The sequence below is a fragment of the Allobosea sp. GW822-FHT03F07 genome, from assembly GCF_058801345.1.
Genome location: NZ_JBXAND010000010.1, coordinates 133,763 through 155,176 on the forward strand (window position 1 = coordinate 133,763; position 21,414 = coordinate 155,176).

Here is a 21,414-nt window from a genome sequence, read left to right on the forward strand (position 1 = left end):
GCGATCGGTGAGCCGCGGTCTTGTGCCGCGCTCAATGCTTGCCATGAGATCCATGAACGGCGGCGCCTGTGCGGGCGCCGGCATAGCCGCGCAGGAGATCATACTGGGCGATCTGCTCCTTGGACATCACGGCCGCGGTCTCAAGATGAGCGGCGAGATGGACCGCCCTCAGGGCTCCCTGCCTGACGCCGATGCGCTCCGTCAGCCCCCTGAGGCGCTGCGCGTCGATCGTGCGCGCGGCGAAGCCTGCATCTAGCTCGCGCTCGAGGCCCAGAAGCTCCGCGCCCAGGACCTTCGCGTCGGCACTCATCCGCTCCATGATCGTCTTTAGCGCCTGACGCTGCTCGACGGAGAGCTTCAGCGACTCGGCTAGCTCAAGCCCGTGCATCGGCCCGGGAAAGCGGTTGAGTTCGGCGGCCTTCGCCAGGCCCATGCCCCGACCTTGCACCAGATCGTCGATCTCCTTGGTCGAAAGCGCCTTGATCTCGCGGCTCTGCTCGCCGGCATAGGGACCGGGCATTTGCGCCCATGCGATGCTGGTCGGCGCGAAGGCCGCCAAGATCAGAACGAGTGCGGCTGTGAAAGCGATGCGGGTCATCGGCGGTTCTCCTTCGCGCCGACCATGCCGGGAACACGGAGGCATCGACATGATCGGGATCATGTCAGGAGGATGTGGCCGGGCTCCCGTTCGATCGCGCCCTCCGCTTCGAGCTGCGCCAGCGTTCTGTACAAGGCCTCGGGGGATAGGCCGATCGCGTTGGCAATCTCCCGCAATGAGCCATCGACGACGATCGTGCGTCCGTCGTCGCCGGCTTCCGCGACCAGGAAGGCGAGCACCCGCTCGCGCGCAGAGCGGATGTCGCGCAGAGTCAGGCGCGCGCGCAGCATCATCACCTGCCGGGCGAGATCGGCCGTCAGACCGAGGCGCGTTGGCGCATCGGCGCCCTGTCGGGCGAGCCAGGCGGTCTTCGAATGGCACGCAACGACGGCATCGCTGACGGCGATGGCGTCACAATGGTAGTGCTCGGCGAAAAGCGAGGCCTCGGCGAAGCGTTCGCCCGGCCCGGCCGTGAACAGCGCGGTCTCGCGGCCTTCACTGCCGAAACGCACCAGCCTGACGCGCCCCTTTCGCACACTGAAGAAGCCGCGCGTCTCGTCGCCAGCCGCAAACAGCGTCTCGCCCGCATAAAGGCGTCGGATGACCGGGTCGACCTCCGATAGCGGGCTCACGCCTATCCCGCCCGACCAAGATGGGGCCAGGCGGGGTGCTCCCGGTCGATCACGAATGCGTGCCGATGCCGTCGGCCTGCGCCCGCCAGATGCGGATGATCGGACGCGAGCGCGGGATGCTCATGCTCGATTTCTTCGGGATCGCCCGCCGGCCAGACGCGCGCGGCGATCGTCAGCGCCAGTCCGGCGATGGCGGCCATAGCCGCGAAGGTCGCGGGAAGACCCAGCTTGGCGCCGAGCCAGCCGGCCGCCGGGTAAGTGATCAGCCAGCAGGCATGCGAGAGGGCGAACTGCGCGGCGAACAGGGCTGGCCTGTCCTCGGCATGGGCAGAGCGGCGCAGCAGGCGGCCCGACGGGGTCTGGGTCAGGCTGTAGGCGAAGCCGAGTGCGAACCAGAGCGGCAGCAGGGCGGCGAAGCCCGAGACGAGCGTTCCCAAGAAGAGCAGGGCCGGAAGGGCTGCGCCGGCCGCCAGCATCAGTCGACGATCGTCGAGCCGGTCGAGCAGGCGCGGCAGTGCGAAGGCGGCCGTCATCGAACCCGCTCCGAACAGGGCCAAAGCCAGTGCGGTCGCCTGCTGCGTCAGGCCATAGCTGGACTGGACCAGGACTACGGTGTTGACGATGACCATCGATCCGGCCGCCGACACGGCCAGGCTGAGTGCCAGCAATCCGCGCAGGCGCGGCGTCGCGAGATAGATCCGAAGCCCCTTCGTCGTGCGGTCGTAAACGCCGCGCGGCTCGCCGGGCCTGGGGCTCGGCAGCATCACCGACGCGACCAGCGCCGCCGAGGCGAGAAATCCGACGACAGTGCCGGCGAAGAGGTTGTGGAAGCTGATCACGGTCAACAGCAAAGCCGCGAGCGCCGGGCTCAGAAGACTCTCCAGATCATAGGCCAGCCGCGAGAGCGAGAGCGCCTGAGTATAATCCTTCTCGTCGGGCAAGATATCGGGGATCGTCGCCTGGAAGGTCGGTGTGAAGGCCGCCGAGGCCGACTGCAGCACGAAGATCAGGACGTAGACCTGCCAGATCTCCGAGACGAAGGGCAGCAGCAGCGCCACGGCCGCGCGCACCAGATCCAGGCCCACCAGCATCGTCCGGCGTGGCAGACGGTCGGTGAAGGCCGAGGCGATCGGCGCCACGCCGACATAGGCGATCATCTTGATCGCCAGCGCCGTGCCCAGGACGATGCCGGCGTCCGCGCCTGCCAGATCATAGGCCAGCAGGCCAAGCGCGACCGTGGCAAGGCCCGTGCCGACCAGGGCGATGATCTGCGCGAGGAAGAGGTGGCGATAGGTCCGGTTGGAAAGGATGGCCAGCATGGACGTTCTGTTCCTGAGCGATCGGCCCAACGATCGGCTAAAGGTATTTCGCGATGGCCTTGAACGCATCGACCGCCACGCGCTGCTCGCGAGGCAACGGCCCGACGACTTCGTCCAGGCAGTGGTCGAGATGATCCTGGATCAAGGTCTTCTTGGCCTGCCCGATCGCACTCTCGACCGCCTGCAATTGCTGGGCGATCTCTAGGCAGGGACGGCCGGCCTCGATCATCTCGATGACCTTGCGGAGATGCCCGTCGGCGCGCTTCAGCCGCTTGACGATGGCCGGATGGGACACATGGATGTGGGGCACGGGCATGACTTTCCGTATCCTCCCGGGTAGGATACGTCAACGGCGGGGTCACCTGACGATTCGGACGCTGCCGTCAAACTTTCGTTAAGAATGAGGTCCTTACCTGACGCCCATGTCGCGCCGCAGCTTCAGAGCCTGGTTCAGCCTAGCCATCGCCTTCGCGATGGCGTTGGGCGTGCTGCTCTCGGCGGTCCACGTGGCTGCCGGGCACAATGCATATGCAATCGCGCAGGCCGAAGCCGTCCGCCACGCGGAGCTGGCCGCAACGATCGCCGAGCATGGACATGCGCACGACGAGGGCGAGCCGTCGGAACAGCTACCGGGGCATGTCCACGGCCACAACGCAGCCGATCACCTCCATGAAACGGCCGACCGGCTCACCGTGATTGCGCTCGTTACGCCGGGCTTCGCCCGCACCAGCGCAGCACATGATCCCATCATGGCCGATCCCGGCCATCCCGACGGGCTGGAGCGTCCCCCGAGATCCTTCGTCGCAGCATGAGCCCGGCCGCCTCGGCGGCCATCCATCCTCGACGAACCATCGGACATTCCATGAAACGACCTTCAATCGGAGGGCGATGCCGGCTGCTTTCAGCAGCCGCGCACGCATCGCTTCCACTGTTCCTGCTGCTCGCGAGCCTCGCGCCCGCCATCGCCCACGGCGTCGCCGAAGGTGACAAGGGCTATATCCAGGAGATCAGCGGCATCAACCTGATGCCCTTCGTCTATCTGGGCGCTAAGCACATGATGACGGGCTACGACCACCTCCTCTTCCTGTTCGGGGTGGTGTTCTTCCTCTACCGGATGAAGCACGTCGCGCTTTATGTCAGCCTGTTTGCGCTCGGGCATTCCACCACGATGCTGCTCGGCGTCTATTTCAACATCGGCATGAACGCCTACATCATCGACGCCATCATCGGTCTCTCGGTGGTCTACAAGGCCCTCGACAACATGGGCGCCTATCAGCGCTGGTTCGGCGTCCAGCCGAACACCAAGGCGGCAACGCTGATCTTCGGCCTGTTCCATGGCTTTGGCCTCTCGACCAAGATCCTCGACTACAACGTCGCTGCCGACGGCCTCGTGCCGAACCTGCTCGCCTTCAATGTCGGCGTCGAGCTCGGCCAGATTCTCGCGCTGACCGCGATCCTGATCGCCATGGGCTTCTGGCGGCGCACACCCAGTTTCCTTCGCCACGCCTACACTGCCAACACCGTCATGATGACCGCCGGGTTCGTGCTGATCGGCTATCAGCTCACCGGCTTCTTCCTCCCCCAGACCTGAAGGACAGCCCATGTACAACTCCGACATCCCGACCCGCGCCGAACTGCCCTCCTCGGCGCAGCTCCTGCGCTCGACCGCCATAGCCATCGTCGCGGCCGCCGGCATCCTCGTCACCATCGTCCTGCCGGCCGAGTACGCGATCGACCCCACCGGCATCGGTCGGATGCTGAAGCTGACCGAGATGGGCGAGATCAAGACCCAGCTCGCAGCCGAAGCCGAGGCCGACCGCCTGAAGGGCAGTTCGGCTACGCCGGTTCAACCGGCCCCGGACAAGCGCTCCGGCCTGCTGACCACGCTTGCCGGGCTCTTCGTCTCGCCGGCGCAGGCCGGGGAGCGGATCGATCTCACCCAGGCCGAGAAGACAGACGAGACCGTCATTACGCTCGATCCAACCAAGGGTGCCGAATACAAGCTCACCATGGTGAAGGGTGCGAAGGTCACGTTCGACTGGAGCGTCAAGGACGGCGTGGTGAACTACATCATGCACGGTACGCCCGGCCCCGGGGCCAAGGAGACGACCTACAAGGAAGGGCGCGCCGTAGGCGGCGACCAAGGCGTGCTTACCGCCGACTATGACGGCGGACATGGCTGGTTCTGGCGCAACCGCGGCACGAAGCCCGTCACCATCATCCTGCGGACCAAGGGCGCCTATGCCGAGATCAAGCGCATGAGCTGACGGCGTCTCGGCCGGCCCGCTGGACACGGGCCGGCTTGCAGGACGCGAACCGAAAACAGGTCGCTTGAGGCGGATTCAGAATCCGCCGGCGGGCTCAGTTCGAGCCCGCTATCCGAGCGCAGCAGGCGGCCGCCGACGGCTGTCCATCGGCGGCCGCCTGAATTGGCGGACAAGGTTCGTCGCCATAGGAGCAGAACACGCAGCAATCGCCTTCCAGTGGTCGCAGCAGCACGCCGCAGCCCTTGCATTCGTAGAAAAACCAACAGGCGTCGGTCGGCATCGTTTCGGTCGCCTGATGGGCGCAGTGAGGACAGGTCAGCGTCGATTCAAGTTGCACGGAGTCACCTCGCCAGCTTGAGCAAGAGAGGTTCGACATAGGGCCCCCACACCAGCGCCAGCCCAACGACCAAAGAGCCAAAGCCAAGCAGCCATTTCGTTCGACCCGACACTCCTGGCCTAGCGCAAGTATCGCCATGACAACTCGGGCTGCGCTTTCGCCAGAAGAACAATGCCCAACCGCATGCCAACAGGACAGCCGAGCCAGCGATGAGGAGCGGGCGGATATCGGCCAGGAAGGCTAGGCCGCTGAAGATCGCGCCGGTCGCACCAAGTCCCGCGAGCGCGATTGGGAGCACGCAGCACGAGGACGCGATCAGAGCGCTGATCCCGATAACGGCGCCCGTCCCCGCCAAGAGGCCCGTCGACGGCGCGGGGAGAGGCTCCTCAGTTCCCGACTGTCCGAGTTCCGTGCTGGTCATGAATGGTGCTCCGCTTCGATCCATGTCACCCTGACTCCCGTAGCCACTACGGGATCAAGCCAAATATGCTCACAAGGGCGAGAGGCATCACGGCCGGACAGCTTGCCAAAGCCGCGGGCGTCAATCTGGAGACGATCCGCTACTACGAGACGATTGGGCTAATGCCTGCGCCGCCGCGCACGTCGGGCGGCCACCGCGTTTACGACGACGCCCACGTCAGGCGGCTCGCCTTTATTCGCCGAGGCCGCGACCTTGGGTTTAGCATCGACGACGTCCGCGCGCTCCTGATCCTGAATGATGCTCGACACGATTCCTGCGCAGAAGTGAAGAACTTAGCGATCACTCACCTGAACCAGGTGCGTCACAAGCTTGCCGACCTGACCAGACTGGAGAGCATTCTCTCCGCTTCGATCGACCGCTGCACCAGCGAGCCGCTCGGGCCATGTCCTGTATTGGACATGCTGGAACTGTAAAGCGTTGCATTTTGTAGGGAGGGCGAGGTTGCAAAAGTCAGTCAGCCCGATCCCGAACGAGGAGCCGACGCACATGAGTCCGCAACGTGGCCACTGGGACGACGTCTACACGGCCAAGCCGGCCGACACGGTAAGCTGGTTCCAGGACAATCCCACACCGTCGCTCGCCATGATCGCGCGCACAGGTCTGGGGGCTTCGGAACCGATCATCGACGTAGGCGGCGGCGCCTCCGTGCTGATCGACCGGTTGCTGGATCGCGGCCATGCGAACCTGACCGTGCTCGATATCGCCCAGGCCGGTCTCGCCGTCGCACAGAAGCGCCTTGGCGAGAGCGCCGAGCGCGTGTCATGGATCGTGCAGGACGTCACCGCCTGGCGGCCCCCGCAGCATGCCTTCTCGATCTGGCACGACCGGGCAGTATTCCATTTCCTCGTCGACGAGGCGGATCGCTTGGCCTACATGCATGCCCTCGATCGCGGCCTCAGGGCTGGCGGCTTCGTCATCCTCGCGCCCTTCGCGCTCAGCGGGCCGGAACGATGCAGCGGGCTCCCCGTCAGGCGCTACTCGGCGGAGATGCTGCGAGCGGAGCTTGGACCGGGCTACCAACTGATCGATCAGCGCTCGCAGAAGCATGTGACACCCGCCGGAAACCGCCAGGACTTCATCTGGTGCCTGTTCAAAAAGACGCCGACGCGGGCGTCAGGCGAGCCATGATCGATCACTGCGACACGCCTGCGCCCGTACTGGCCATCAAGCACCACTCCGAAGCATCAGCGTTCCAGCCAGGCAACCTGCTGCGCGAAGCGCGTCGTCAGAAGGGCCTCGGCGTGCGGGAAATGCCGGCGATCTGCGTGCTCGACCCCGACGGCGATCTCGCCCGGCGGCTGCGCCAGGACGGACGCGCTACATCTGACCCAGACTGGGCCTGCTATCGCAGCGAACTCGATCGCTTCGTCGAAAGCATGTCGAATTTGGCATCGTCAGCTGCGTCGTCGGTGCGTCCTTTGCCGTGCTGGTGGCGGAACATCTCTTCGCTTCCGGTTGCCAGCTTCTGATCAGCGTGACGTCTTCGGGACGACTGCAGCCCATTCGGCCGCCGCACTATTTCATTTTGATCGACCAAGCCCTGCGCGACGAGGGCACGAGCTACCACTACCTGCCGCCATCGGAATTCACCCAAGCCGAAGCTGGCGTCATCGCAGCGCTGGACGGCGCCTTCGACGGACTGGGCGAATCATGGGGCATTTGGGAGAAGCTGATTTCCGCTCCCGACCGATCTGAGACATTAGAGCGTCCGCCAACCGATGACAGGAGTTGGCCTGGGAGCCAACATTCCGCCTCACGCCATGACTCCGAACGTTGAGTATCAAATCGATTTTGTTGAAGAAGTCGGTGTTGCTGGGAGCTTGAGGTTCTGATTCAGTCGTCCTTGTGGAGGGCGGCGCGATGATGGGCGAGCGGACGGTTGCGCAGGAGGCACTGTTCTACGAGTTCAGCCTTGAGCGGCACGTTCCGGCGCATCATCTGCTGCGCGCCATCGACCGCTTCGTCGATCTTTCCGGCATTCGTGCACATCTACGTCCCTACTACAGCGACACCGGCCGTCCCTCGATCGATCCCGAACTGATGATCCGGATGCTGATCGTCGGCTACTGCTTCGGCATCCGCTCCGAGCGCAGGCTTTGCGACGAAGTCCATCTGAACCTCGCCTATCGCTGGTTCTGCCGGCTTGGCCTGGAGGGCGATGTGCCCGACCATTCCACCTTCTCGAAGAACCGGCATGGCCGCTTCCGCGACAGCGATCTGCTGCGCGAGGTCTTCGAGACGACGGTCAGGCGCTGCATGGCGGAAGGGCTGGTCGGTGGTGAGGGATTTGCGGTCGATGCCAGCCTGATCAAGGCCGATGCCAATCGCCAGAACGGCGTGCCCGGCAAGGAGGGGTTGGCGCCCGAGGCCGCCAACCATGCGGTGCGCGAGTATCTGGCCGTGCTGGACGATGCCGCCTTCGGCGCGGCGACGCCGGTCGTGCCCAAGTTCATCTCGCCGGCCGATCCTGCCGCACGCTGGACAGCAGCCCATGGCGGGCAGGCCTTCTTCGCCTATGCGACGAACTATCTGATCGACCTGAAGCACGCCGTCATCATGGATGTGGAGGCGACGACGGCCGTGCGGCAGGCCGAGGTCGGCGCCGCGCGAACCATGATCGAGCGCACACAGGACAGATTCGCCACCTGGCCCGAGAAGCTGGTCGCGGACGCCGCCTATGGCTCGGCCGAAAACCTCGCCTGGCTGGTGCATGAGCGCGGGATCGAGCCGCATGTCCCGGTGTTCGACAAATCCCGGCGCCGGGACGGCACCTTCAGCCGGTCCGACTTCGCCTATGATCACGATCGCGATCTCTACATCTGCCCGAACGGCAAGGAGCTTCGGCAGTTCCGCCGGCCCTTCGCGGTGCCGCGCGACGGTATCGATCCTGAAGGTCTCATGCGCTACCGGGCGATCAAGCGCGACTGCGGCGCCTGTTCCCTGAAGCCGCAGTGCTGTCCGAAAGATCCTGCTCGCAAGCTTCTGCGCTCCATCCACGAGGGCGCCCGCGACATGGCGCGCGACATCGCCGCCACCGATGCCTACGTCACCTCGCGGCGCGAGCGGAAGAAGGTCGAGATGCTGTTTGCGCACCTGAAGCGCATCCTCAAGCTCGACCGCTTGCGATTGAGAGGACCATGCGGCGCCCGCGACGAGTTCCTCCTCGCAGCCACCGCCCAGAACCTCAGGAAAATGGCGAAGCTGATGCCGCTGGGAGCGCTGCCCCTGGAGGCATGAGGGCGAACACCCCTCTCACAATGCCATCCAGCCCAGCTCGATAGCCAAGCCACGGCCGACTTCTTCAACAAAATCAAATCGAAAGCTGACCTTGGCTGGCGACAAAATTGCCGCAGCGAGCAGGCGGGTCGGATCGAGAGCACGGGATCGACCTCGAGGCCGTGATTGCCTTCCCGGGCGGGCTCGAGGCCTGCCCCTGCCGGCTCAGCGCAGCACGCGCCGGATCAGCCCATTGGCCAGTTCGATCAGAATGACGAAGGCGACGACGACCAGGGTGAGCGTCGCGACCTTCTGATACTGGAAGGTCCGGACATAGACCTGGATGTAGAATCCGATGCCGCCGGCGCCGACGATGCCGAGAATGAGCGATTCACGCAGGTTCATCTCGAAGCGGAACAGCGTATCGCGCACGATGTCGGGCGCCATCTGTGGCCAGGCACCGAAGCGCAGTTTCTGTAGGAAGCTGGCGCCAGCGCTGTCCAGCGCCTCCATCGGGGCGCGGTCGATGCCGTCGATCGCCTCGGCGTAGAATTTCGCGAGCATGCCGGTGGCGTGAAACGCGATGGCGAGGATACCCGGTAGTGGGCCTAAGCCCACCGCACCGACCATCAGCATCGCGACCAGGATGAGCGGAATGCCGCGGATGGTGGCGAGGCACCATTGCACCGGCAGATGCAACCAGCGCGGCGTCAGCGTCTCGGCCGCAAGCAGGCCGAAGGCGATCGAGAGCAGCACGCAGCCGAGCGTACCGAGCACGGCGATGCGCAAGGTCTCGGCCGAGGATTCGAGCACGACGGGCAGCACCGACAGATCGGGCGGCAGCATGCGCGCGAGAAAATCGGCGATGCGCCCGCCGCTGCTGGCGAGCCGCTCCAATTCGATGTCGCTGCCGCTCCAGGACCAGACGATCAGCGCTGCCAGCGCCAGCGAGAGCAGGAATGGCGCGTAGGAGCGGGAGCGCTCTCCGCGGTCGCGGCGTGGCGCGGTGGCCCTGGCCGGAGAAACGGCGAGGCTGTCCTGAGCGCTCATCAGACGGGTTCCGGAACCGGTCCGGCCTCCTCGTAGATGCCGGCCAGCGTGTCGTCGCACAGCGCCTCGGGCGGCCCGTCGAAGGCGACGCGGCCGTGATCGAGGGCGATGAAGCGGTCAACGAAAGGGGCGATCAGGCGCGGCTGGTGCGAGGAGACCAACAGGGTCGCGCCGCGGCGCGCCGCACAATCGTGCAACAGGGCCAGGATCGCTTCCGCCGTTACCGGATCGAGGTTGCTGATCGGTTCGTCTGCGAGCAGGAGGGCGGGATCCTGCGCCAGGCAGCGCGCGATGGCGACCCGCTGCCGCTGACCGCCGCTGAGGCGATCGACTCGCTTTTCAGCGAGTTCGGCAATGCCGACATCACCCATCGCCCGTTCCACCGCGTCGTGGTCGTCCTCGCCAAAGCGCCCGAAGAGGGATTGCCAGGGATGCGTGCGCCCGAGCCGTCCGTTCAGCACGTTCTGGCGCACGCATCCCTGCTCGACCAGTGCAAATTCCTGGAAGACGAAGCCGGTGTCGCAACGCCAGGCGCGCGGCGGTGACCTGGCCGGATCGAGCGTCCGACCGAGCACGCTCGCTTGCCCGCGAAAGCCGCGCAGGCGGCCGTCGAGCAGCCTGAGCAGGGTCGACTTGCCGGCGCCGGACGCGCCGATCAGCGCCACCTTCTCGCCGGCTCCGATCCGCAGTTGCGCAATGGCGAGGCTGCCCCGATCCTCGCCCTTGTAGCGAAAGGACAGATTGTCGAGCGCGACGGCGCTGCCTGGCATGGCGGTGCCCCTATTTCATCAACCCGTAGGCTTTCGCCAGCTCCCTGACGCCATCGAAGCTCTTCGGATCAGCCTCCACATAGCCGTCCGGGCTGTAGACATGCTTCAGCAGCGCGACGTTCTGCGGCTGATTGAGCTTGAGCATGGCGGCGACGAACTTCGCCTTGAGCGCCGGATCGAGATCCTTACGGGCGATGACGACGTGCGAGGGGATCGGCTTCGACTCGGCGATCCATTTCACCTGCGGTTGCTGGTCTGGCGTCAGCAGCAGATCGGCGTATTGGCTGACGCCGGCGGCGTCGACCAACCCGGCCTGCATCGCCTGCATGGCCTGTTGGTAGCCGCCGGCGAAGTAGACCTTGCCGAAGAAGCGCTTGGGATCCTCGCCACGCTGGAGCTGGCCGTTCTCGACGAAGATGTCGAGCGGGTAAAGGTAGCCCGATTCCGAGATCGGATCGGCGAAGGCGATGGCCTTGCCCTTGAGGTCGGCGAGCTTTTCGATCGCGCCGTCGCGGCGCACGAAGATGCGCCCGGTATAGGCCGGGCTTCCGCGATAGACCTCCGCCAATACGGCGACCGCGCCGGTCTGGGCATTGGCGATGACATAGGGCAGCGCACCCATGAAGGAGATGTCAGCGTCGTTGTTGCGCAGCGCCTCGACCGCAGCGGCGTGATCACTCCCGACGAAGCCGCGCACCGGCACGCCAATTTCCTTGGCGAGCCAAGCCGAGATCACCTTGATGTCGCCCTGAAGCTTTTCCGGGTTCTCCTGCGGGATGAAGGCGAGAACCAGTTCCTTGCGCTTCTGCGCCAGGGCCGGGGCAAGAGGCGCCGCCGCGACGGCAAGGCCGGCCAGCATGAGCGCGCGGCGATCGATCGTCAGACGCGTCATCTCAATACATCTCCTCGTCGTACTTCGCCTGAAACTCCTTGAACCGCGCCCAGCTCTTCTCGGCCGCCGCCCAGTCGTCGACGACGATCGCCTTGCGCATGTCGCTGAGGTATCCGGCGACTTCGTAGACCTTGGGCTTGGCCGCCGCATTGACCATGCCGCTGGCATCGGCCGCGAGATCGGTCGCGACCGTCTCCAGCATCAGGTCGGCGTGCTTGGCATCACGCTTGGGCAACAGCGCCTCGAAGGTCGAGGCGAAGGTGGTCAACTCCTCCCAATCGAGCCGGAACTTGGTCTTTTTGCCCTCGAACTTCTGGTAGGGTTCGTTGGCGTCGCCGATGGTCTCGAGATAAGCGGTCAGGTCCGCCAGTTCCGACTTGCGAAGCTTCAGCTTGTAGCGGTCGTTGAACCAGTCGACGACGCTGGCCAGCGTCGGCAGCGAGCCATCGTGGAAATAGGGCGCCGTGAACTTGGCGCCGAGCAGGGTCGGCGTGTCGAAGGCGCCGTCGCGGCCGCCCTCATAGCTCGGCCTGGCCGAGCCGATGTCGTGCGCCTGCCGGTCGAGGAAATTGGCCGAGGGGATGTGGCAGGTGGCGCAGGCCTTGCCGTCCATCTGCGGGAACGGCTTGCGGAACAGTTGTGCGCCGCGGACAGCCGAAGCCGAGGCCTTCTCGGTGAGGCCACCGCGCTTGTCGAGCTTGTCATTGGGCAGGAAATCGAATTCGAGCAGATAGGCCACCATCGCATCGAGCATGAAGGGCGTCGGCTCGTTGCCGGCGAACTCGCTGACGATGACGTTGCGGGTGAAGTCGCGCAGGCTGCCGAAGCGGCCGTCGCGGCCGTAAGGGGCGGTGAAGCGCAGGCCGCGCAGCGAGGGAATGTCGAGGCTGCCGCGCCGGCGGTCGTTGAAGAGCGGGTTGAAGAACGAGCCGCGCGTATCGATGGCGCCCTTCTGGTGGCTGATGCCGGGGATGAAGAAGGTCTGGTTGACGTCGCTGCGGTTGTGGCAGGACGAACAGGCAAGGCCGAGCGAACGCGCCGGCTCGCCGAAGATGAGCGGGCTGTCGAACAGCATGTCGCCATAGGCGACGAGCGGCAGATCGATCTCCTTGATCTCGCGCTCTTCGAAATTCAGCACGAGCTTGGGCAGCGGATCCTGGTCGTTGAGATTGCTGCCCGGCGGCAGCCAGGGAGTGACCTTGACCTCCCCCTGGGCGGCGACGACGCTTTCCGGCAGCGGCGTCAGGCCCTCGCGCGCCTTGAAGCGCTCAGGCTCGAAATTGGCGGCGAGATAGTCCTCGATCGCCTTGCGCGCTCCGGCGAAGACTTCGAGCTCAGGTGCGACCGCGCCGATGCCGAGCACGCCCTGCGAGCCGACGCTGCTGGTCAGTTCCAGCCAAGCGCGACCGAGCCGCTTGCCGGCTTCCGGATCAGCCTGATCGATGAATTCGCCGAAGGAGCGGTAGAGCGTCTGCGCCTCCAGCACCTTCTGATGTGCCTTGCCGGGCGCAGCGAGGCTATCGGCTGCCTCGGCAAGCGTCTGGCGCGTCAATTGCGAGGTTGCGCGTGTCGCGGCCTCGTAGAGCGCCTGCCGGTCCTTCGCCGTGATCGCCTTCTCGATTGCGGTTGCGGCATTCCCCTTCAGGCTCTCGAAATAGACCTTGGCCGGGCGCGAAATCGCCGCCGCCGGATGAGGGCTCTCATAAGCGGCACCGATCTGGTCCCAGACCACGGGCTTGAGATCGCCGAAGAAGATCATGCTGCGATAGGCGGCCGCGGCCGGGTGCCACGGCGTCTCGACCCCGATATCGGCCCGTGCCGGCGTCCCCTGGCCCAAGGCCGCCGCCAGCGCCAATCCGGTCCACGCAAGAAGGCGGCGCCGCATCATCTCGATCCTCCAACTTGCGACTGCGATCCATTCGCAGAAAGCGGAGCGGAGCATAGCCCCGTCTCCGATGGAGTCAATGCAACTGCAACTTATTCGCAATACGGCCGAGACAGGACACGCTCTACCCGTCGGGCCTCGATGTGCGCCGCCCATAGAGAACGAGCGTGCGGCCGATCAACTCGAAACCGAGGCGCTCGGCGACCTCCGCCTGCAGCCGTTCGATCGCATCGGATCGGAACTCCACGACCTCGCCGGTGTCGACATCGATCAGGTGGTCGTGATGGCGCTCCGCAGCCGGCTCGATCTGCACCCGCCCGCCCGCGAAACTGTGGCGCACGCGCTTCCAGATCAGATCGCGCACAAAACCAAGAAGATGCAGTACGAGATCGTATGCGTGCTGGGTTTGCTCGCAATGTTTACCCACGTCCACGCATTCTGGATCGCCGGGCTGTTACTGGTCATGATCGACATTCCTGATTTCAGTGGTCCCCTCGGAAGAATGGCCGACGCGCTTGAGCGGATAGCCGCCAATTGGCGAAACAGAACGCTGGGTCGCGAGAACAGTGACGCTCGCAACCGGGTGACCGCGATCCCGCGGTCACCCGCACAGCTAGAAAGCGAGCGGCAGAGCGACAGCGCTGCTCCGTAGCGGTATTGGCCGTAGTCGCTTCGTCGCTAGCCTGATTTCAATGCTTGAGCTGCGTTGTCAGCCCGCATGGCTCATGATGTGCTGCAGCCCCCGATACCGCGCAAAGACGTTCTGCCTGCCGGCAGAAAAGATGACGACCTCATAGGTTTGCGGCGCCTGGCCCGGAACCTCCATCCCAGGTGAGCCAACCGGCATGCCCGCGACCGCGATTCCAGTTGCCTGCGGGCGCTCGACCAGCAATCGCTTGATCGCCTCGGCCGGAACATGGCCTTCGACAACATAGCCGCCAATCTCGGCCGTGTGGCACGACACCAAGGCATCGGGCACGCCGAGCCGGACCTTGAGCGGCATCACGTCATCAACCTTGTCAAATCGGATTGAATCGCAGCCCCCTGATCGAGTTGAAGGCAAGCCCCCCTGAGGCTTGCGCCGACGTGCCGGGATCGCCTCCATATAGCGTCGTCTTCGCACGCGAGAGGCCATGGCGGCACCATATGCCATGGCCTCCGCCGACTATCCCGCGAGCGGTTATGGCTGTCGCTCAAGCCATGCCGTCGCGATCTCCGGCTCAACATCCGCGACTTCGATCAACCTGTCCGGATCGAGGATCCGAAGCCGGCGATAGTGAAACTCAACGATCCGTTCCTTCCGCAAGCCGCTGAGGACCCGATTGACGTGAACCGACGTCAATCCAGTGGCGTCGCCGATCTGCTCCTGCGTAAGCGGAAGTGGCATTTCCTCGATACGGTTGCCTGGCCATTGCGCGCGATAGCGGGTGAACAACTCCAGGAGAAGGTGGGCCACTCGCTCCCGCGCGGACCGACGCCCGATGCTCGTCAGGTGATCGAACGCCAAGCTGCAATCGCGAGCGAGCGACCGTGCCAGACGCATGTTCAGCTCCGGTTCGTCGCGGGAAAGCGTCGCCAGCATCGACGTCGGAATCACCGAAACTATCGCGTCAGTCAGCGCCAGCGCCCCAAACGTTGCCTGCGATCGCTTGGATGGGAGGATGCCGAGGATGGCACCAGGCAACGCGAACTGAACGATTTGGCGCCTGCCATCCTCGAGCTGAGTGTAGAGGGCCACCCAACCATCGATCAGATTGAAGATTGGGTTGCCTGTCGACCCTACGCTGAACAGGTCGCGCCCAGCTTCTATTTTTCGATCGCCAGTCCGGTAGCCTGGTACCAGCCGATGCGCCTCGATTGACGAGGAGACGATGACGGGGCTCCGTGGCTTGCCATCGGAGGTCACTGGGCTATGGCGCGGACGTCTACTCAGATCCCCAATCGACGCACCCGCACTGTCGGCTAGTTCGCGCGATAGCGAACCACGAAAAGTTGATCCCTTCGCTCCGCGCGCGATATTTTCCCAACCGTCGCGGCGGAGCGACCGGGCTGTCTCGTCTATGAAAGACGCTTGATCCAAATTCATATTGCACCTCCCGGGCGTTCCTGCCCGTTGGGGGGTGGCTGCCTGGGCAACCCATTGGTACTCCGGATGAAATCCCAAATGCCTTGCTCAGCGAACCAGGCGTTCGGTCGGCACGACAGGACTCACGAACAAGCACCAGTCAGCCTGCCTTGGCAGGCGGCGCATCGACTGCGAGCACGGCGGCCTAACGGAGATGGGCCTTGGGAACGGGCGGATCACGACCGATTATGACCGAGCGCACCTCATCCTCACTCGCGAACGCAATATTTGAGGATGTAAACGGCGCTCGGGTGACATCGCTGCCAAATGCGAGCCGTAACAACTGACACTGCGCGCAGACCGTTCTGCAGCAGGCGCGCCCCGGTAAGCAAGCGTTCTCACTTGCAGGCGTCACGATGACGTCCGAATTCAGCACCTGAGCTACCGAGGCGGGCTGCTGCACCGGATGATTGTCGTGCGCCGACGATGCCCCGCCCTGCATAAGCAGCGTAACCGCACAGACAAACACCAATGACAGATACCTGAACACCAGCACCCCGCCGCCCAAAGTTGGTTGCGCCGAACGTCAGCCGCGGATCTGGAAGTTGAGAAGTCCAGATACGCGTTGCGAAAAATCCCGCTCGGCCATTTCACTATGGCAGGGTGCTTGCCGCTTTGATCGAGGTCAAAACCGCGTTGGATCTTCGCGGCTACATCGGAAGTGCCGCCGAGAGCCGCGATTGATCGAGATTAAGGTGCTGCGCGGACGATCGTGCTGATCTCTCGAGGCGTAGAAGGTAATTTCCGCGGGCCAAAGATGGCACCAATAGCCCTGCCCAGAATTGATCGGGCGCACCGGGTTGCAGTTCTCGTTGCCCGCGGGCGACGCGAAGCGATGCTAAGCCCGTTCTTCGCCAAGTGCGACGGTGTGCTCCTGATCGATCCTGACGACGCACAGAAGTGCGAGTACCGCGCGAACAGCGAGCGGACCGGCGACGCCACTTGTGACCTCGTCCTCGCAACCGGTAGCACCAAGCTTATTTGCGGCTTCATTGATGAAGCCGATCGCAGCCGACTTTCAGCGCTCGGCGTAGATGTCCGGCTCGGCTCCTGTTCGCGACCTGTGAGCCTGCTGGCGCGCGAATTCGACATCCTGCCGAAGGCCTGATGGCCTTGCCGCGGAAGCGCAGAGTCGACTTGAACATCTTAGCCCGGGCGAGCCGTATCGGGGATTCCGGAGCGCCAAGTCACTTCGCCGCTTCAACTTAACCGAGATCAAGGATTCGCGCCCTCGTTCGCCTCATCTGTTGAGCCAAGATCACGCCACCGCACGCCTAAGGCTCCCACGGCTCGCCCAATTGGGACCCGACGACGATCCGCGGGAGCGGTATCTGCCCTCGATGGTCTCCAACTCGGATGCGAGCTCATGGAACACAGTGCGGACCACCCCAACGGCCAGGACCAGCAACCGAGCAGATCGATCGCGGTAAAGATCGCTCTCTTCGGATTTCTCGCCGTCGCGGCCTTCTATCTGATCACGGAACATCGCGCTCATCTTCTCGGCTGGCTTCCGTGGCTGGTGATCCTGGCCTGCCCGCTGCTTCACGTCTTCATGCACGGAGGACACGGGGGTCACGGAGGCCAATCGAACGACTCATCTTCGCGCGGGCGGCAACCTCCGCACCAGCACTGACCAGCCATCCGGAGCGCCACCATGCACGACAACGTTCCCGCATACGGCCTCTGGTCGCTTGTCCTTCTGAACTCGGTCGTCTTCATCTTCTTCGCGTTCAGCTTCTTCAAGCCGACATCACCGCGCGATTGGCGCTCCTTTGGTGCTTTCAGTGCCTTCATCATCGCCCTCTTCACGGAGATGTACGGCTTCCCGCTGACGATCTATCTCCTGTCCGGTTGGTTGCAGTCTCGGTATCCGGAGGTGAACTGGCTCTCCCACGATGCCGGCCATCTTCTCGAGGAACTCTTTGGCTGGCGAGCGAACCCCCATTTTGGTCCCTTCCACCTGTTGAGCTTCGTGTTCATCGGTGGCGGCTTTACACTGATCGCAGTAGGTTGGAAGGCGCTCTACGAGGCCCAGCGACGCGGCACGCTCGCCACCACCGGTGTCTACGCCCGGATCAGGCACCCGCAATACATTGGCTTCGTCCTCGTGATGTTCGGCTTCCTGCTGCAATGGCCCACGCTGCTGACAGTCGCGATGTTCCCCATCCTCGTCTTCATGTACTGGAGACTCGCACGACGTGAGGAGCAGGAGGTGCTCGCCGAGCACGGCGATGCCTACGTCCGCTACATGCGAGACGTGCCCGGCTACTTCCCTCGGCTGTTTTCCAGGCCGGCCAAAACGGCCAGTCGCTGAACTGTATCGAGCTTAAGCGGGGCTTATGACGGAGGTCTGACCCGATCCTCACCCTCATCGGATCGCAGATCGTCGTCGAGCAAACAGATCGAAGAGACCGCCGTTCAGACCATAGCGGATGCGCCTGCACTACGCGGAGACCCTCACGCACCAGCGAGAGCGGTTCCTGGCGCTGCACGCCGAGGCAATGGAGCTGTACGACGAGCGCTTCCCAGGTCTCTGGGAGTCCTGCCTTACTGTCTCGGAGATGGCCTTCCGTCATCAGGGAATGATGGTGTTCCAGCTACAGGTGCGAAGCGCCAAGATGCGGTCCCGCTCCCGCGCCCCGATATCGGCGCCGAAGGGACGCGGCCACGGCAGGATGAACTTGGCCGGGGCAAACGCAACTGCCTTCCCAACGATCACCGATACCGGTGCTGCGGAATGGGCGGTGAGCAGCTATCGATTGTCGCTGGAAGTTGCCGTCAGGAACCGGGATCGAGAACGCACCCGGCTCCGCCTAACCGCGGGCTCAAGCTATTCACTTGAGCTGGCCTATTGGCCCTTCTGACGCAGCCAATCCTGAATTGCATCGATCTCCGCCTGCTGAGCATCGATGATCGTCTGCGCCCAGGAGCGCACCCGCTCGTCCGATCCCAACCGCTGCGCCGCGCGCGCCATCTCGATCGTCGCCTTGTGGTGAGACACCATCGCCTTCACGAACGCTACGTCGGGATTGCTTATCTGCATCGCCTCCATCATCGGAGCGTGCATGGTCATCATCGCGCCCATATAGGCACGCGATGCCTCGGGCAGCCCGCTCATGCAGCTCGACATGCGCTCTCCCATGGCACCTTGCATCATCTGCATCATTGAGCCGCAGCCTTGCATGGGCGCGGTCGACCCCGGCGGTGGCGCAGCGCTTGGTGCCGGCGCCGTGCTCTGCGCGGGGGGCTGCCCTCCCGCCGCGGTGCCGGGGTGGTGCGGATCGCTTTGGGCTTCGGCGAGACCGGGCGCCGCACTCAAGATCAAGGCCACAGCCAATCGTGCGAGAAGTTTCATGGGGTCGTTTCCCTGTTCCGCCCGGTCCCTTGGCGAGCCCCGTCTGCGCGAAGCTGGCCCGCAGTCTTGCGGAAGAGCCGAACCAGGCGACGGCCATTCCTTTTAAAGGCTATTCGAAGACCGACGGTCGGCACTTAACTTGGATCAAGGAGCAGCATCCGCACTGCTGCAATTATTGAATCCGGATTGTTGAGGTGGCGATCAGCGTGCCGTTGTCCTTGGCGAAGCGCGGAACTTAATTTGGATCAAGGAATCCCGGCCTCGAAATGACGACCTTCGCGGCGACCGATGAGCTTCCCGCGGTGCCTGGCGCCACAGGTTGGCGATTCCACGCGATCGTTACGACCGTGACAAGGAACGGAAAATGAGTTCGCCCCATTCTGATCATGGCCATCACGGCCATGAGGGACACCATGCGAGCCGGCAGCCGGTCCATGACCGTCACAGCGCCCCGAAGGTCGTCATGGCAGCTGGCTCGAGCCATGCGGAACACGCCGGTCATGGTGGGCACGATCATGGTGCCATGGTCGCCGATTTTCGGCGACGCTTCTGGGTCACGCTGATCCTGACGCCGCCGGTCCTGCTGCTATCGCCGATGATCCAGCACTGGCTCGGCGTTGCCGAAACTCTCGCCTTCCCAGGTGATGAGTATGTCCTCTTTGCGCTGTCAACGGCGGCCTACCTCTACGGCGGCTGGCCGTTCCTGACGGGCTTCGTCTCAGAGCTGCGCAAGGGGCAGCCCGGAATGATGACCCTGATCGCACTCGCGATTTCGGCGGCCTATTTTTTCTCTGCCGCCGTCACCTTCGGCTTTCCCGGAGAGGCCTTCTACTGGGAGCTCGTGACGCTCATCGTGATCATGCTGCTCGGGCATTGGGTGGAGATGCGCTCCGTCATGGGCGCCTCGCGCGCCCTCGAGGAACTGGTGAGGCTCCTGCCGGACAGCGCAATCAAGATCGAAGCGGACGGCAGCACGCGCGAGGTCCCGATCTCCGCGCTCAAGCCCGGCGACCGCGTGATCGTTCGGCCAGGTGCCAAGGTTCCCGTCGACGGCAGGATCCTAGAGGGCTCGTCGGGCTTCAACGAGGCCATGCTCACGGGCGAATCCAGGCCCGTCACTAAGACGGTCGGCGCGACGGCGATCGGCGGCGCCATCAACGGCGCCAACGCCGTGACGATCGAGGTGACCGCGACGGGCGACTCGACCTACCTCGCTCAGGTCATCGACCTGGTGAAGAAGGCCCAGGCGACGCGCTCGCGCACTCAGGACGTCGCTAACCGCGCTGCCGCCTGGCTGACTTACATCGCCCTCATCGTCGGCTTCGGAACGCTCTTCGTCTGGTGGGTGGTCCTGTCCGCTCCCCTCGAATTCGCTCTGGAGCGGATGGTCACGGTTATGGTCGTGGCCTGCCCGCATGCACTCGGCCTCGCCGTCCCGCTCGTGGTCGCCGTCAGCACCTCGCTCAGCGCCAGCAATGGGCTGCTGATCCGCGACCGCGCCGCCTTCGAGCGCGCGCGCAATCTCGATGCCGCTGTCTTCGACAAGACGGGCACGCTGACTGAGGGCCGCTTCGGGGTCAGCGACATCGTGCTGCTCGGCGAAAGCAAGATCGATGAGGAGTTGGCCTTCGCGGCCGCGGCCGAAAGCCAGTCCGAACACCCGATCGCCCACGGCATCGTCGCCGAGGCGAAGGCTCGGAACATCGTGCTGCCGAAGGCGACTGGGGTCAGCAACATCACAGGCGAGGGCATAGTTGCCAAGGTCGGAGATCAGGACGTGCGCATCGTCAGTCCCGGCCATCTCGCCCGGCAGGGCAAGCCCATCGAGCACCCGGATCTCAAGCGGCTGGAGGCCGAGGGCAAGACCGTGGTCGTGCTTGTCCGGAAAGGGGCACCCCGGGCTCTGTTTGCGCTCGCCGACATCGTTAGGCCTGAATCGAAAGAGGCGATCGCCGAGCTCACCCGCCTCGGCATCAGGTCAGTGATGCTGACGGGAGACGCAAAGGGCGTCGCAGAAACGGTCTCGAAGGAGCTGGGAATCACCGAATTCTTCGCAGAAGTATTGCCGGACCAGAAATCGCAGAAGATCAAGGAGCTCCAGGCTCGCGGATTGTCCGTCGCCATGATCGGCGACGGCGTCAACGACGCGCCAGCCCTCGTGCAGGCCGATCTGGGCGTCGCCATTGGTGCCGGGACCGATGTTGCCGTGGAATCGGCCGACGTAGTCCTCGTCAGGAGCGATCCGCGCGATGTCGGAGCGATCCTGGGCCTGTCGCGCGCGACTTATCGCAAGATGGTTCAGAACCTGATCTGGGCGACCGGCTACAACACCATCGCCATCCCGATGGCCGCCGGCATCTCCTTCGGAACAGGTTTCTTGATGACCCCCGCCGTGGCCGCCGTCTTCATGTCCGCGAGCACCGTGATCGTCGCCATCAATGCGCAGTTCCTCCGCTTCTACAGGCGCCAGACATGACTTCGATAGAC

General features: G+C 64.3%; 26 protein-coding genes and 1 pseudogene. 14 read left to right on the forward strand and 13 right to left on the reverse strand.

Annotated features, from left to right (window positions below; genetic code table 11):
* Nucleotides 1–31: 31 nt before the first annotated feature.
* From AC1RMY_RS22845 to AC1RMY_RS22860, 4 genes are read right to left on the reverse strand one after another with little or no spacing between them, the layout of a single operon-like run.
* Nucleotides 32–598, reverse strand: a complete 567-nt coding sequence (locus AC1RMY_RS22845) for a Spy/CpxP family protein refolding chaperone (RefSeq protein ID WP_492868453.1) — start codon at nt 596–598, stop codon at nt 32–34.
* 59 nt (nt 599–657) lie between these two features.
* Complete coding sequence (locus AC1RMY_RS22850; protein WP_492868455.1) at nt 658–1,230, reverse strand: Crp/Fnr family transcriptional regulator; 573 nt, start codon at nt 1,228–1,230, stop codon at nt 658–660.
* A 2-nt stretch (nt 1,231–1,232) separates the two neighbouring features.
* Entirely contained in the window at nt 1,233–2,549 is a 1,317-nt protein-coding gene (locus tag AC1RMY_RS22855; RefSeq protein ID WP_492868457.1) for an MFS transporter, read from the reverse strand.
* Between the two features lie 37 nt (nt 2,550–2,586).
* Entirely contained in the window at nt 2,587–2,865 is a 279-nt protein-coding gene (locus AC1RMY_RS22860; protein WP_492868459.1) for a metal-sensing transcriptional repressor, read from the reverse strand.
* Nucleotides 2,866–2,971: 106 nt separating this feature from the next.
* Here AC1RMY_RS22860 and AC1RMY_RS22865 point away from each other — a divergent pair, with 106 nt between their 5' ends.
* From AC1RMY_RS22865 to AC1RMY_RS22875, 3 genes are read left to right on the forward strand one after another with little or no spacing between them, the layout of a single operon-like run.
* The gene (locus tag AC1RMY_RS22865) at nt 2,972–3,361 is read left to right on the forward strand and encodes a hypothetical protein (protein ID WP_492868461.1); all 390 of its coding nucleotides are present in this window, start codon (nt 2,972–2,974) and stop codon (nt 3,359–3,361) included.
* A 50-nt stretch (nt 3,362–3,411) separates the two neighbouring features.
* Nucleotides 3,412–4,140 carry a HupE/UreJ family protein gene (locus AC1RMY_RS22870; RefSeq protein WP_492868463.1) on the forward strand — a complete coding sequence of 243 codons (729 nt, stop codon included), beginning with the start codon at nt 3,412–3,414 and terminating at the stop codon, nt 4,138–4,140.
* Nucleotides 4,141–4,150: 10 nt separating this feature from the next.
* On the forward strand, nt 4,151–4,816 hold the full coding sequence (locus AC1RMY_RS22875; protein WP_492868465.1) for a transmembrane anchor protein: 666 nt from the start codon (nt 4,151–4,153) through the stop codon (nt 4,814–4,816).
* A gap of 94 nt (nt 4,817–4,910) precedes the next feature.
* On the opposite strand, the gene AC1RMY_RS22880 is transcribed toward AC1RMY_RS22875, so the two are convergent.
* Both AC1RMY_RS22880 and AC1RMY_RS22885 read right to left on the reverse strand, forming a co-directional pair.
* Nucleotides 4,911–5,192 carry a GDCCVxC domain-containing (seleno)protein gene (locus AC1RMY_RS22880; RefSeq protein WP_492868467.1) on the reverse strand — a complete coding sequence of 94 codons (282 nt, stop codon included), beginning with the start codon at nt 5,190–5,192 and terminating at the stop codon, nt 4,911–4,913.
* Complete coding sequence (locus AC1RMY_RS22885; RefSeq protein ID WP_492868469.1) at nt 5,158–5,598, reverse strand: mercuric transporter MerT family protein; 441 nt, start codon at nt 5,596–5,598, stop codon at nt 5,158–5,160. Before AC1RMY_RS22885 ends, AC1RMY_RS22880 begins: the two co-directional genes overlap by 35 nt.
* Before the next feature lie 41 nt (nt 5,599–5,639).
* On the opposite strand from AC1RMY_RS22885, the gene AC1RMY_RS22890 reads away from it, so the two are divergent.
* The 5 genes from AC1RMY_RS22890 to AC1RMY_RS22910 all read left to right on the forward strand — a co-directional run bounded on the left by AC1RMY_RS22890 (nt 5,640) and on the right by AC1RMY_RS22910 (nt 8,871).
* Nucleotides 5,640–6,047 (forward strand): MerR family transcriptional regulator, encoded by a 408-nt coding sequence (locus AC1RMY_RS22890; protein ID WP_492868471.1) that lies wholly within the window; start codon nt 5,640–5,642, stop codon nt 6,045–6,047.
* Between the two features lie 73 nt (nt 6,048–6,120).
* Entirely contained in the window at nt 6,121–6,762 is a 642-nt protein-coding gene (locus AC1RMY_RS22895) for a class I SAM-dependent methyltransferase (RefSeq protein ID WP_492868473.1), read from the forward strand.
* Entirely contained in the window at nt 6,759–7,103 is a 345-nt protein-coding gene (locus AC1RMY_RS22900; RefSeq protein WP_492868475.1) for a hypothetical protein, read from the forward strand. Before AC1RMY_RS22895 ends, AC1RMY_RS22900 begins: the two co-directional genes overlap by 4 nt.
* Nucleotides 7,064–7,411 carry a hypothetical protein gene (locus tag AC1RMY_RS22905; protein ID WP_492868529.1) on the forward strand — a complete coding sequence of 116 codons (348 nt, stop codon included), beginning with the start codon at nt 7,064–7,066 and terminating at the stop codon, nt 7,409–7,411. Before AC1RMY_RS22900 ends, AC1RMY_RS22905 begins: the two co-directional genes overlap by 40 nt.
* Before the next feature lie 83 nt (nt 7,412–7,494).
* Complete coding sequence (locus AC1RMY_RS22910) at nt 7,495–8,871, forward strand: transposase (protein WP_492868477.1); 1,377 nt, start codon at nt 7,495–7,497, stop codon at nt 8,869–8,871.
* A gap of 204 nt (nt 8,872–9,075) precedes the next feature.
* Here AC1RMY_RS22910 and phnE read toward each other — a convergent pair whose 3' ends face one another.
* From phnE to AC1RMY_RS22930, 4 genes are read right to left on the reverse strand one after another with little or no spacing between them, the layout of a single operon-like run.
* Complete coding sequence (gene phnE / locus AC1RMY_RS22915) at nt 9,076–9,900, reverse strand: phosphonate ABC transporter, permease protein PhnE (RefSeq protein ID WP_492868479.1); 825 nt, start codon at nt 9,898–9,900, stop codon at nt 9,076–9,078.
* On the reverse strand, nt 9,900–10,670 hold the full coding sequence (locus AC1RMY_RS22920; protein WP_492868481.1) for a phosphonate ABC transporter ATP-binding protein: 771 nt from the start codon (nt 10,668–10,670) through the stop codon (nt 9,900–9,902). Before AC1RMY_RS22920 ends, phnE begins: the two co-directional genes overlap by 1 nt.
* Nucleotides 10,671–10,680: 10 nt before the next feature.
* Nucleotides 10,681–11,562 (reverse strand): phosphate/phosphite/phosphonate ABC transporter substrate-binding protein, encoded by an 882-nt coding sequence (locus AC1RMY_RS22925; RefSeq protein ID WP_492868482.1) that lies wholly within the window; start codon nt 11,560–11,562, stop codon nt 10,681–10,683.
* 1 nt (nt 11,563) lies between these two features.
* A complete protein-coding gene (locus AC1RMY_RS22930; protein WP_492868483.1) occupies nt 11,564–13,450 on the reverse strand; it encodes a cytochrome c peroxidase in 1,887 nt (628 codons plus the stop codon).
* Between the two features lie 76 nt (nt 13,451–13,526).
* Between AC1RMY_RS22930 and AC1RMY_RS22935 the strand changes: the two genes are divergently transcribed.
* The gene (locus AC1RMY_RS22935) at nt 13,527–14,099 is read left to right on the forward strand and encodes a hypothetical protein (protein WP_492868485.1); all 573 of its coding nucleotides are present in this window, start codon (nt 13,527–13,529) and stop codon (nt 14,097–14,099) included.
* Between the two features lie 57 nt (nt 14,100–14,156).
* On the opposite strand, the pseudogene AC1RMY_RS22940 reads toward AC1RMY_RS22935, so the two are convergent.
* Nucleotides 14,157–14,453: pseudogene (locus AC1RMY_RS22940) on the reverse strand (DUF411 domain-containing protein); the annotation flags it as partial.
* 174 nt (nt 14,454–14,627) lie between these two features.
* The gene (locus AC1RMY_RS22945; protein WP_492868487.1) at nt 14,628–15,353 is read right to left on the reverse strand and encodes a Crp/Fnr family transcriptional regulator; all 726 of its coding nucleotides are present in this window, start codon (nt 15,351–15,353) and stop codon (nt 14,628–14,630) included.
* Between the two features lie 1,054 nt (nt 15,354–16,407).
* On the opposite strand from AC1RMY_RS22945, the gene AC1RMY_RS22950 reads away from it, so the two are divergent.
* From AC1RMY_RS22950 to AC1RMY_RS22965, 4 genes are all read left to right on the forward strand, one after another.
* Nucleotides 16,408–16,680 (forward strand): hypothetical protein, encoded by a 273-nt coding sequence (locus AC1RMY_RS22950; RefSeq protein ID WP_492868489.1) that lies wholly within the window; start codon nt 16,408–16,410, stop codon nt 16,678–16,680.
* 258 nt (nt 16,681–16,938) lie between these two features.
* The gene (locus tag AC1RMY_RS22955) at nt 16,939–17,205 is read left to right on the forward strand and encodes a DUF2933 domain-containing protein (RefSeq protein WP_492868491.1); all 267 of its coding nucleotides are present in this window, start codon (nt 16,939–16,941) and stop codon (nt 17,203–17,205) included.
* 21 nt (nt 17,206–17,226) lie between these two features.
* On the forward strand, nt 17,227–17,886 hold the full coding sequence (locus AC1RMY_RS22960; protein WP_492868493.1) for a methyltransferase family protein: 660 nt from the start codon (nt 17,227–17,229) through the stop codon (nt 17,884–17,886).
* Nucleotides 17,887–18,004: 118 nt separating this feature from the next.
* Nucleotides 18,005–18,436 (forward strand): class I SAM-dependent methyltransferase, encoded by a 432-nt coding sequence (locus tag AC1RMY_RS22965; RefSeq protein ID WP_492868495.1) that lies wholly within the window; start codon nt 18,005–18,007, stop codon nt 18,434–18,436.
* Here the strand turns inward: AC1RMY_RS22965 and AC1RMY_RS22970 are convergent.
* Nucleotides 18,421–18,927, reverse strand: a complete 507-nt coding sequence (locus AC1RMY_RS22970) for a DUF305 domain-containing protein (RefSeq protein ID WP_492868497.1) — start codon at nt 18,925–18,927, stop codon at nt 18,421–18,423. The two genes, AC1RMY_RS22965 and AC1RMY_RS22970, sit on opposite strands and share 16 nt — an antisense overlap.
* Before the next feature lie 523 nt (nt 18,928–19,450).
* Between AC1RMY_RS22970 and AC1RMY_RS22975 the strand changes: the two genes are divergently transcribed.
* Nucleotides 19,451–21,403 carry a heavy metal translocating P-type ATPase gene (locus AC1RMY_RS22975; RefSeq protein WP_492868499.1) on the forward strand — a complete coding sequence of 651 codons (1,953 nt, stop codon included), beginning with the start codon at nt 19,451–19,453 and terminating at the stop codon, nt 21,401–21,403.
* Nucleotides 21,404–21,414: the final 11 nt, after the last annotated feature.

Coding starts and splice junctions, on each gene's coding strand:
- AC1RMY_RS22845 (WP_492868453.1), bottom strand. CDS start 598: ATGACCCGCATCGCTTTCACAGCCGCACTCGTTCTGATCTTGGCGGCC.
- AC1RMY_RS22855 (WP_492868457.1), bottom strand. CDS start 2,549: ATGCTGGCCATCCTTTCCAACCGGACCTATCGCCACCTCTTCCTCGCG.
- AC1RMY_RS22860 (WP_492868459.1), bottom strand. CDS start 2,865: ATGCCCGTGCCCCACATCCATGTGTCCCATCCGGCCATCGTCAAGCGG.
- AC1RMY_RS22865 (WP_492868461.1), top strand. CDS start 2,972: ATGTCGCGCCGCAGCTTCAGAGCCTGGTTCAGCCTAGCCATCGCCTTC.
- AC1RMY_RS22870 (WP_492868463.1), top strand. CDS start 3,412: ATGAAACGACCTTCAATCGGAGGGCGATGCCGGCTGCTTTCAGCAGCC.
- AC1RMY_RS22875 (WP_492868465.1), top strand. CDS start 4,151: ATGTACAACTCCGACATCCCGACCCGCGCCGAACTGCCCTCCTCGGCG.
- AC1RMY_RS22880 (WP_492868467.1), bottom strand. CDS start 5,192: ATGTCGAACCTCTCTTGCTCAAGCTGGCGAGGTGACTCCGTGCAACTT.
- AC1RMY_RS22885 (WP_492868469.1), bottom strand. CDS start 5,598: ATGGATCGAAGCGGAGCACCATTCATGACCAGCACGGAACTCGGACAG.
- AC1RMY_RS22890 (WP_492868471.1), top strand. CDS start 5,640: ATGCTCACAAGGGCGAGAGGCATCACGGCCGGACAGCTTGCCAAAGCC.
- AC1RMY_RS22895 (WP_492868473.1), top strand. CDS start 6,121: ATGAGTCCGCAACGTGGCCACTGGGACGACGTCTACACGGCCAAGCCG.
- AC1RMY_RS22900 (WP_492868475.1), top strand. CDS start 6,759: ATGATCGATCACTGCGACACGCCTGCGCCCGTACTGGCCATCAAGCAC.
- AC1RMY_RS22910 (WP_492868477.1), top strand. CDS start 7,495: ATGATGGGCGAGCGGACGGTTGCGCAGGAGGCACTGTTCTACGAGTTC.
- phnE (WP_492868479.1), bottom strand. CDS start 9,900: ATGAGCGCTCAGGACAGCCTCGCCGTTTCTCCGGCCAGGGCCACCGCG.
- AC1RMY_RS22920 (WP_492868481.1), bottom strand. CDS start 10,670: ATGCCAGGCAGCGCCGTCGCGCTCGACAATCTGTCCTTTCGCTACAAG.
- AC1RMY_RS22925 (WP_492868482.1), bottom strand. CDS start 11,562: ATGACGCGTCTGACGATCGATCGCCGCGCGCTCATGCTGGCCGGCCTT.
- AC1RMY_RS22930 (WP_492868483.1), bottom strand. CDS start 13,450: ATGATGCGGCGCCGCCTTCTTGCGTGGACCGGATTGGCGCTGGCGGCG.
- AC1RMY_RS22935 (WP_492868485.1), top strand. CDS start 13,527: ATGCAACTGCAACTTATTCGCAATACGGCCGAGACAGGACACGCTCTA.
- AC1RMY_RS22950 (WP_492868489.1), top strand. CDS start 16,408: ATGCTAAGCCCGTTCTTCGCCAAGTGCGACGGTGTGCTCCTGATCGAT.
- AC1RMY_RS22955 (WP_492868491.1), top strand. CDS start 16,939: ATGGAACACAGTGCGGACCACCCCAACGGCCAGGACCAGCAACCGAGC.
- AC1RMY_RS22960 (WP_492868493.1), top strand. CDS start 17,227: ATGCACGACAACGTTCCCGCATACGGCCTCTGGTCGCTTGTCCTTCTG.
- AC1RMY_RS22965 (WP_492868495.1), top strand. CDS start 18,005: ATGCGCCTGCACTACGCGGAGACCCTCACGCACCAGCGAGAGCGGTTC.
- AC1RMY_RS22970 (WP_492868497.1), bottom strand. CDS start 18,927: ATGAAACTTCTCGCACGATTGGCTGTGGCCTTGATCTTGAGTGCGGCG.
- AC1RMY_RS22975 (WP_492868499.1), top strand. CDS start 19,451: ATGGTCGCCGATTTTCGGCGACGCTTCTGGGTCACGCTGATCCTGACG.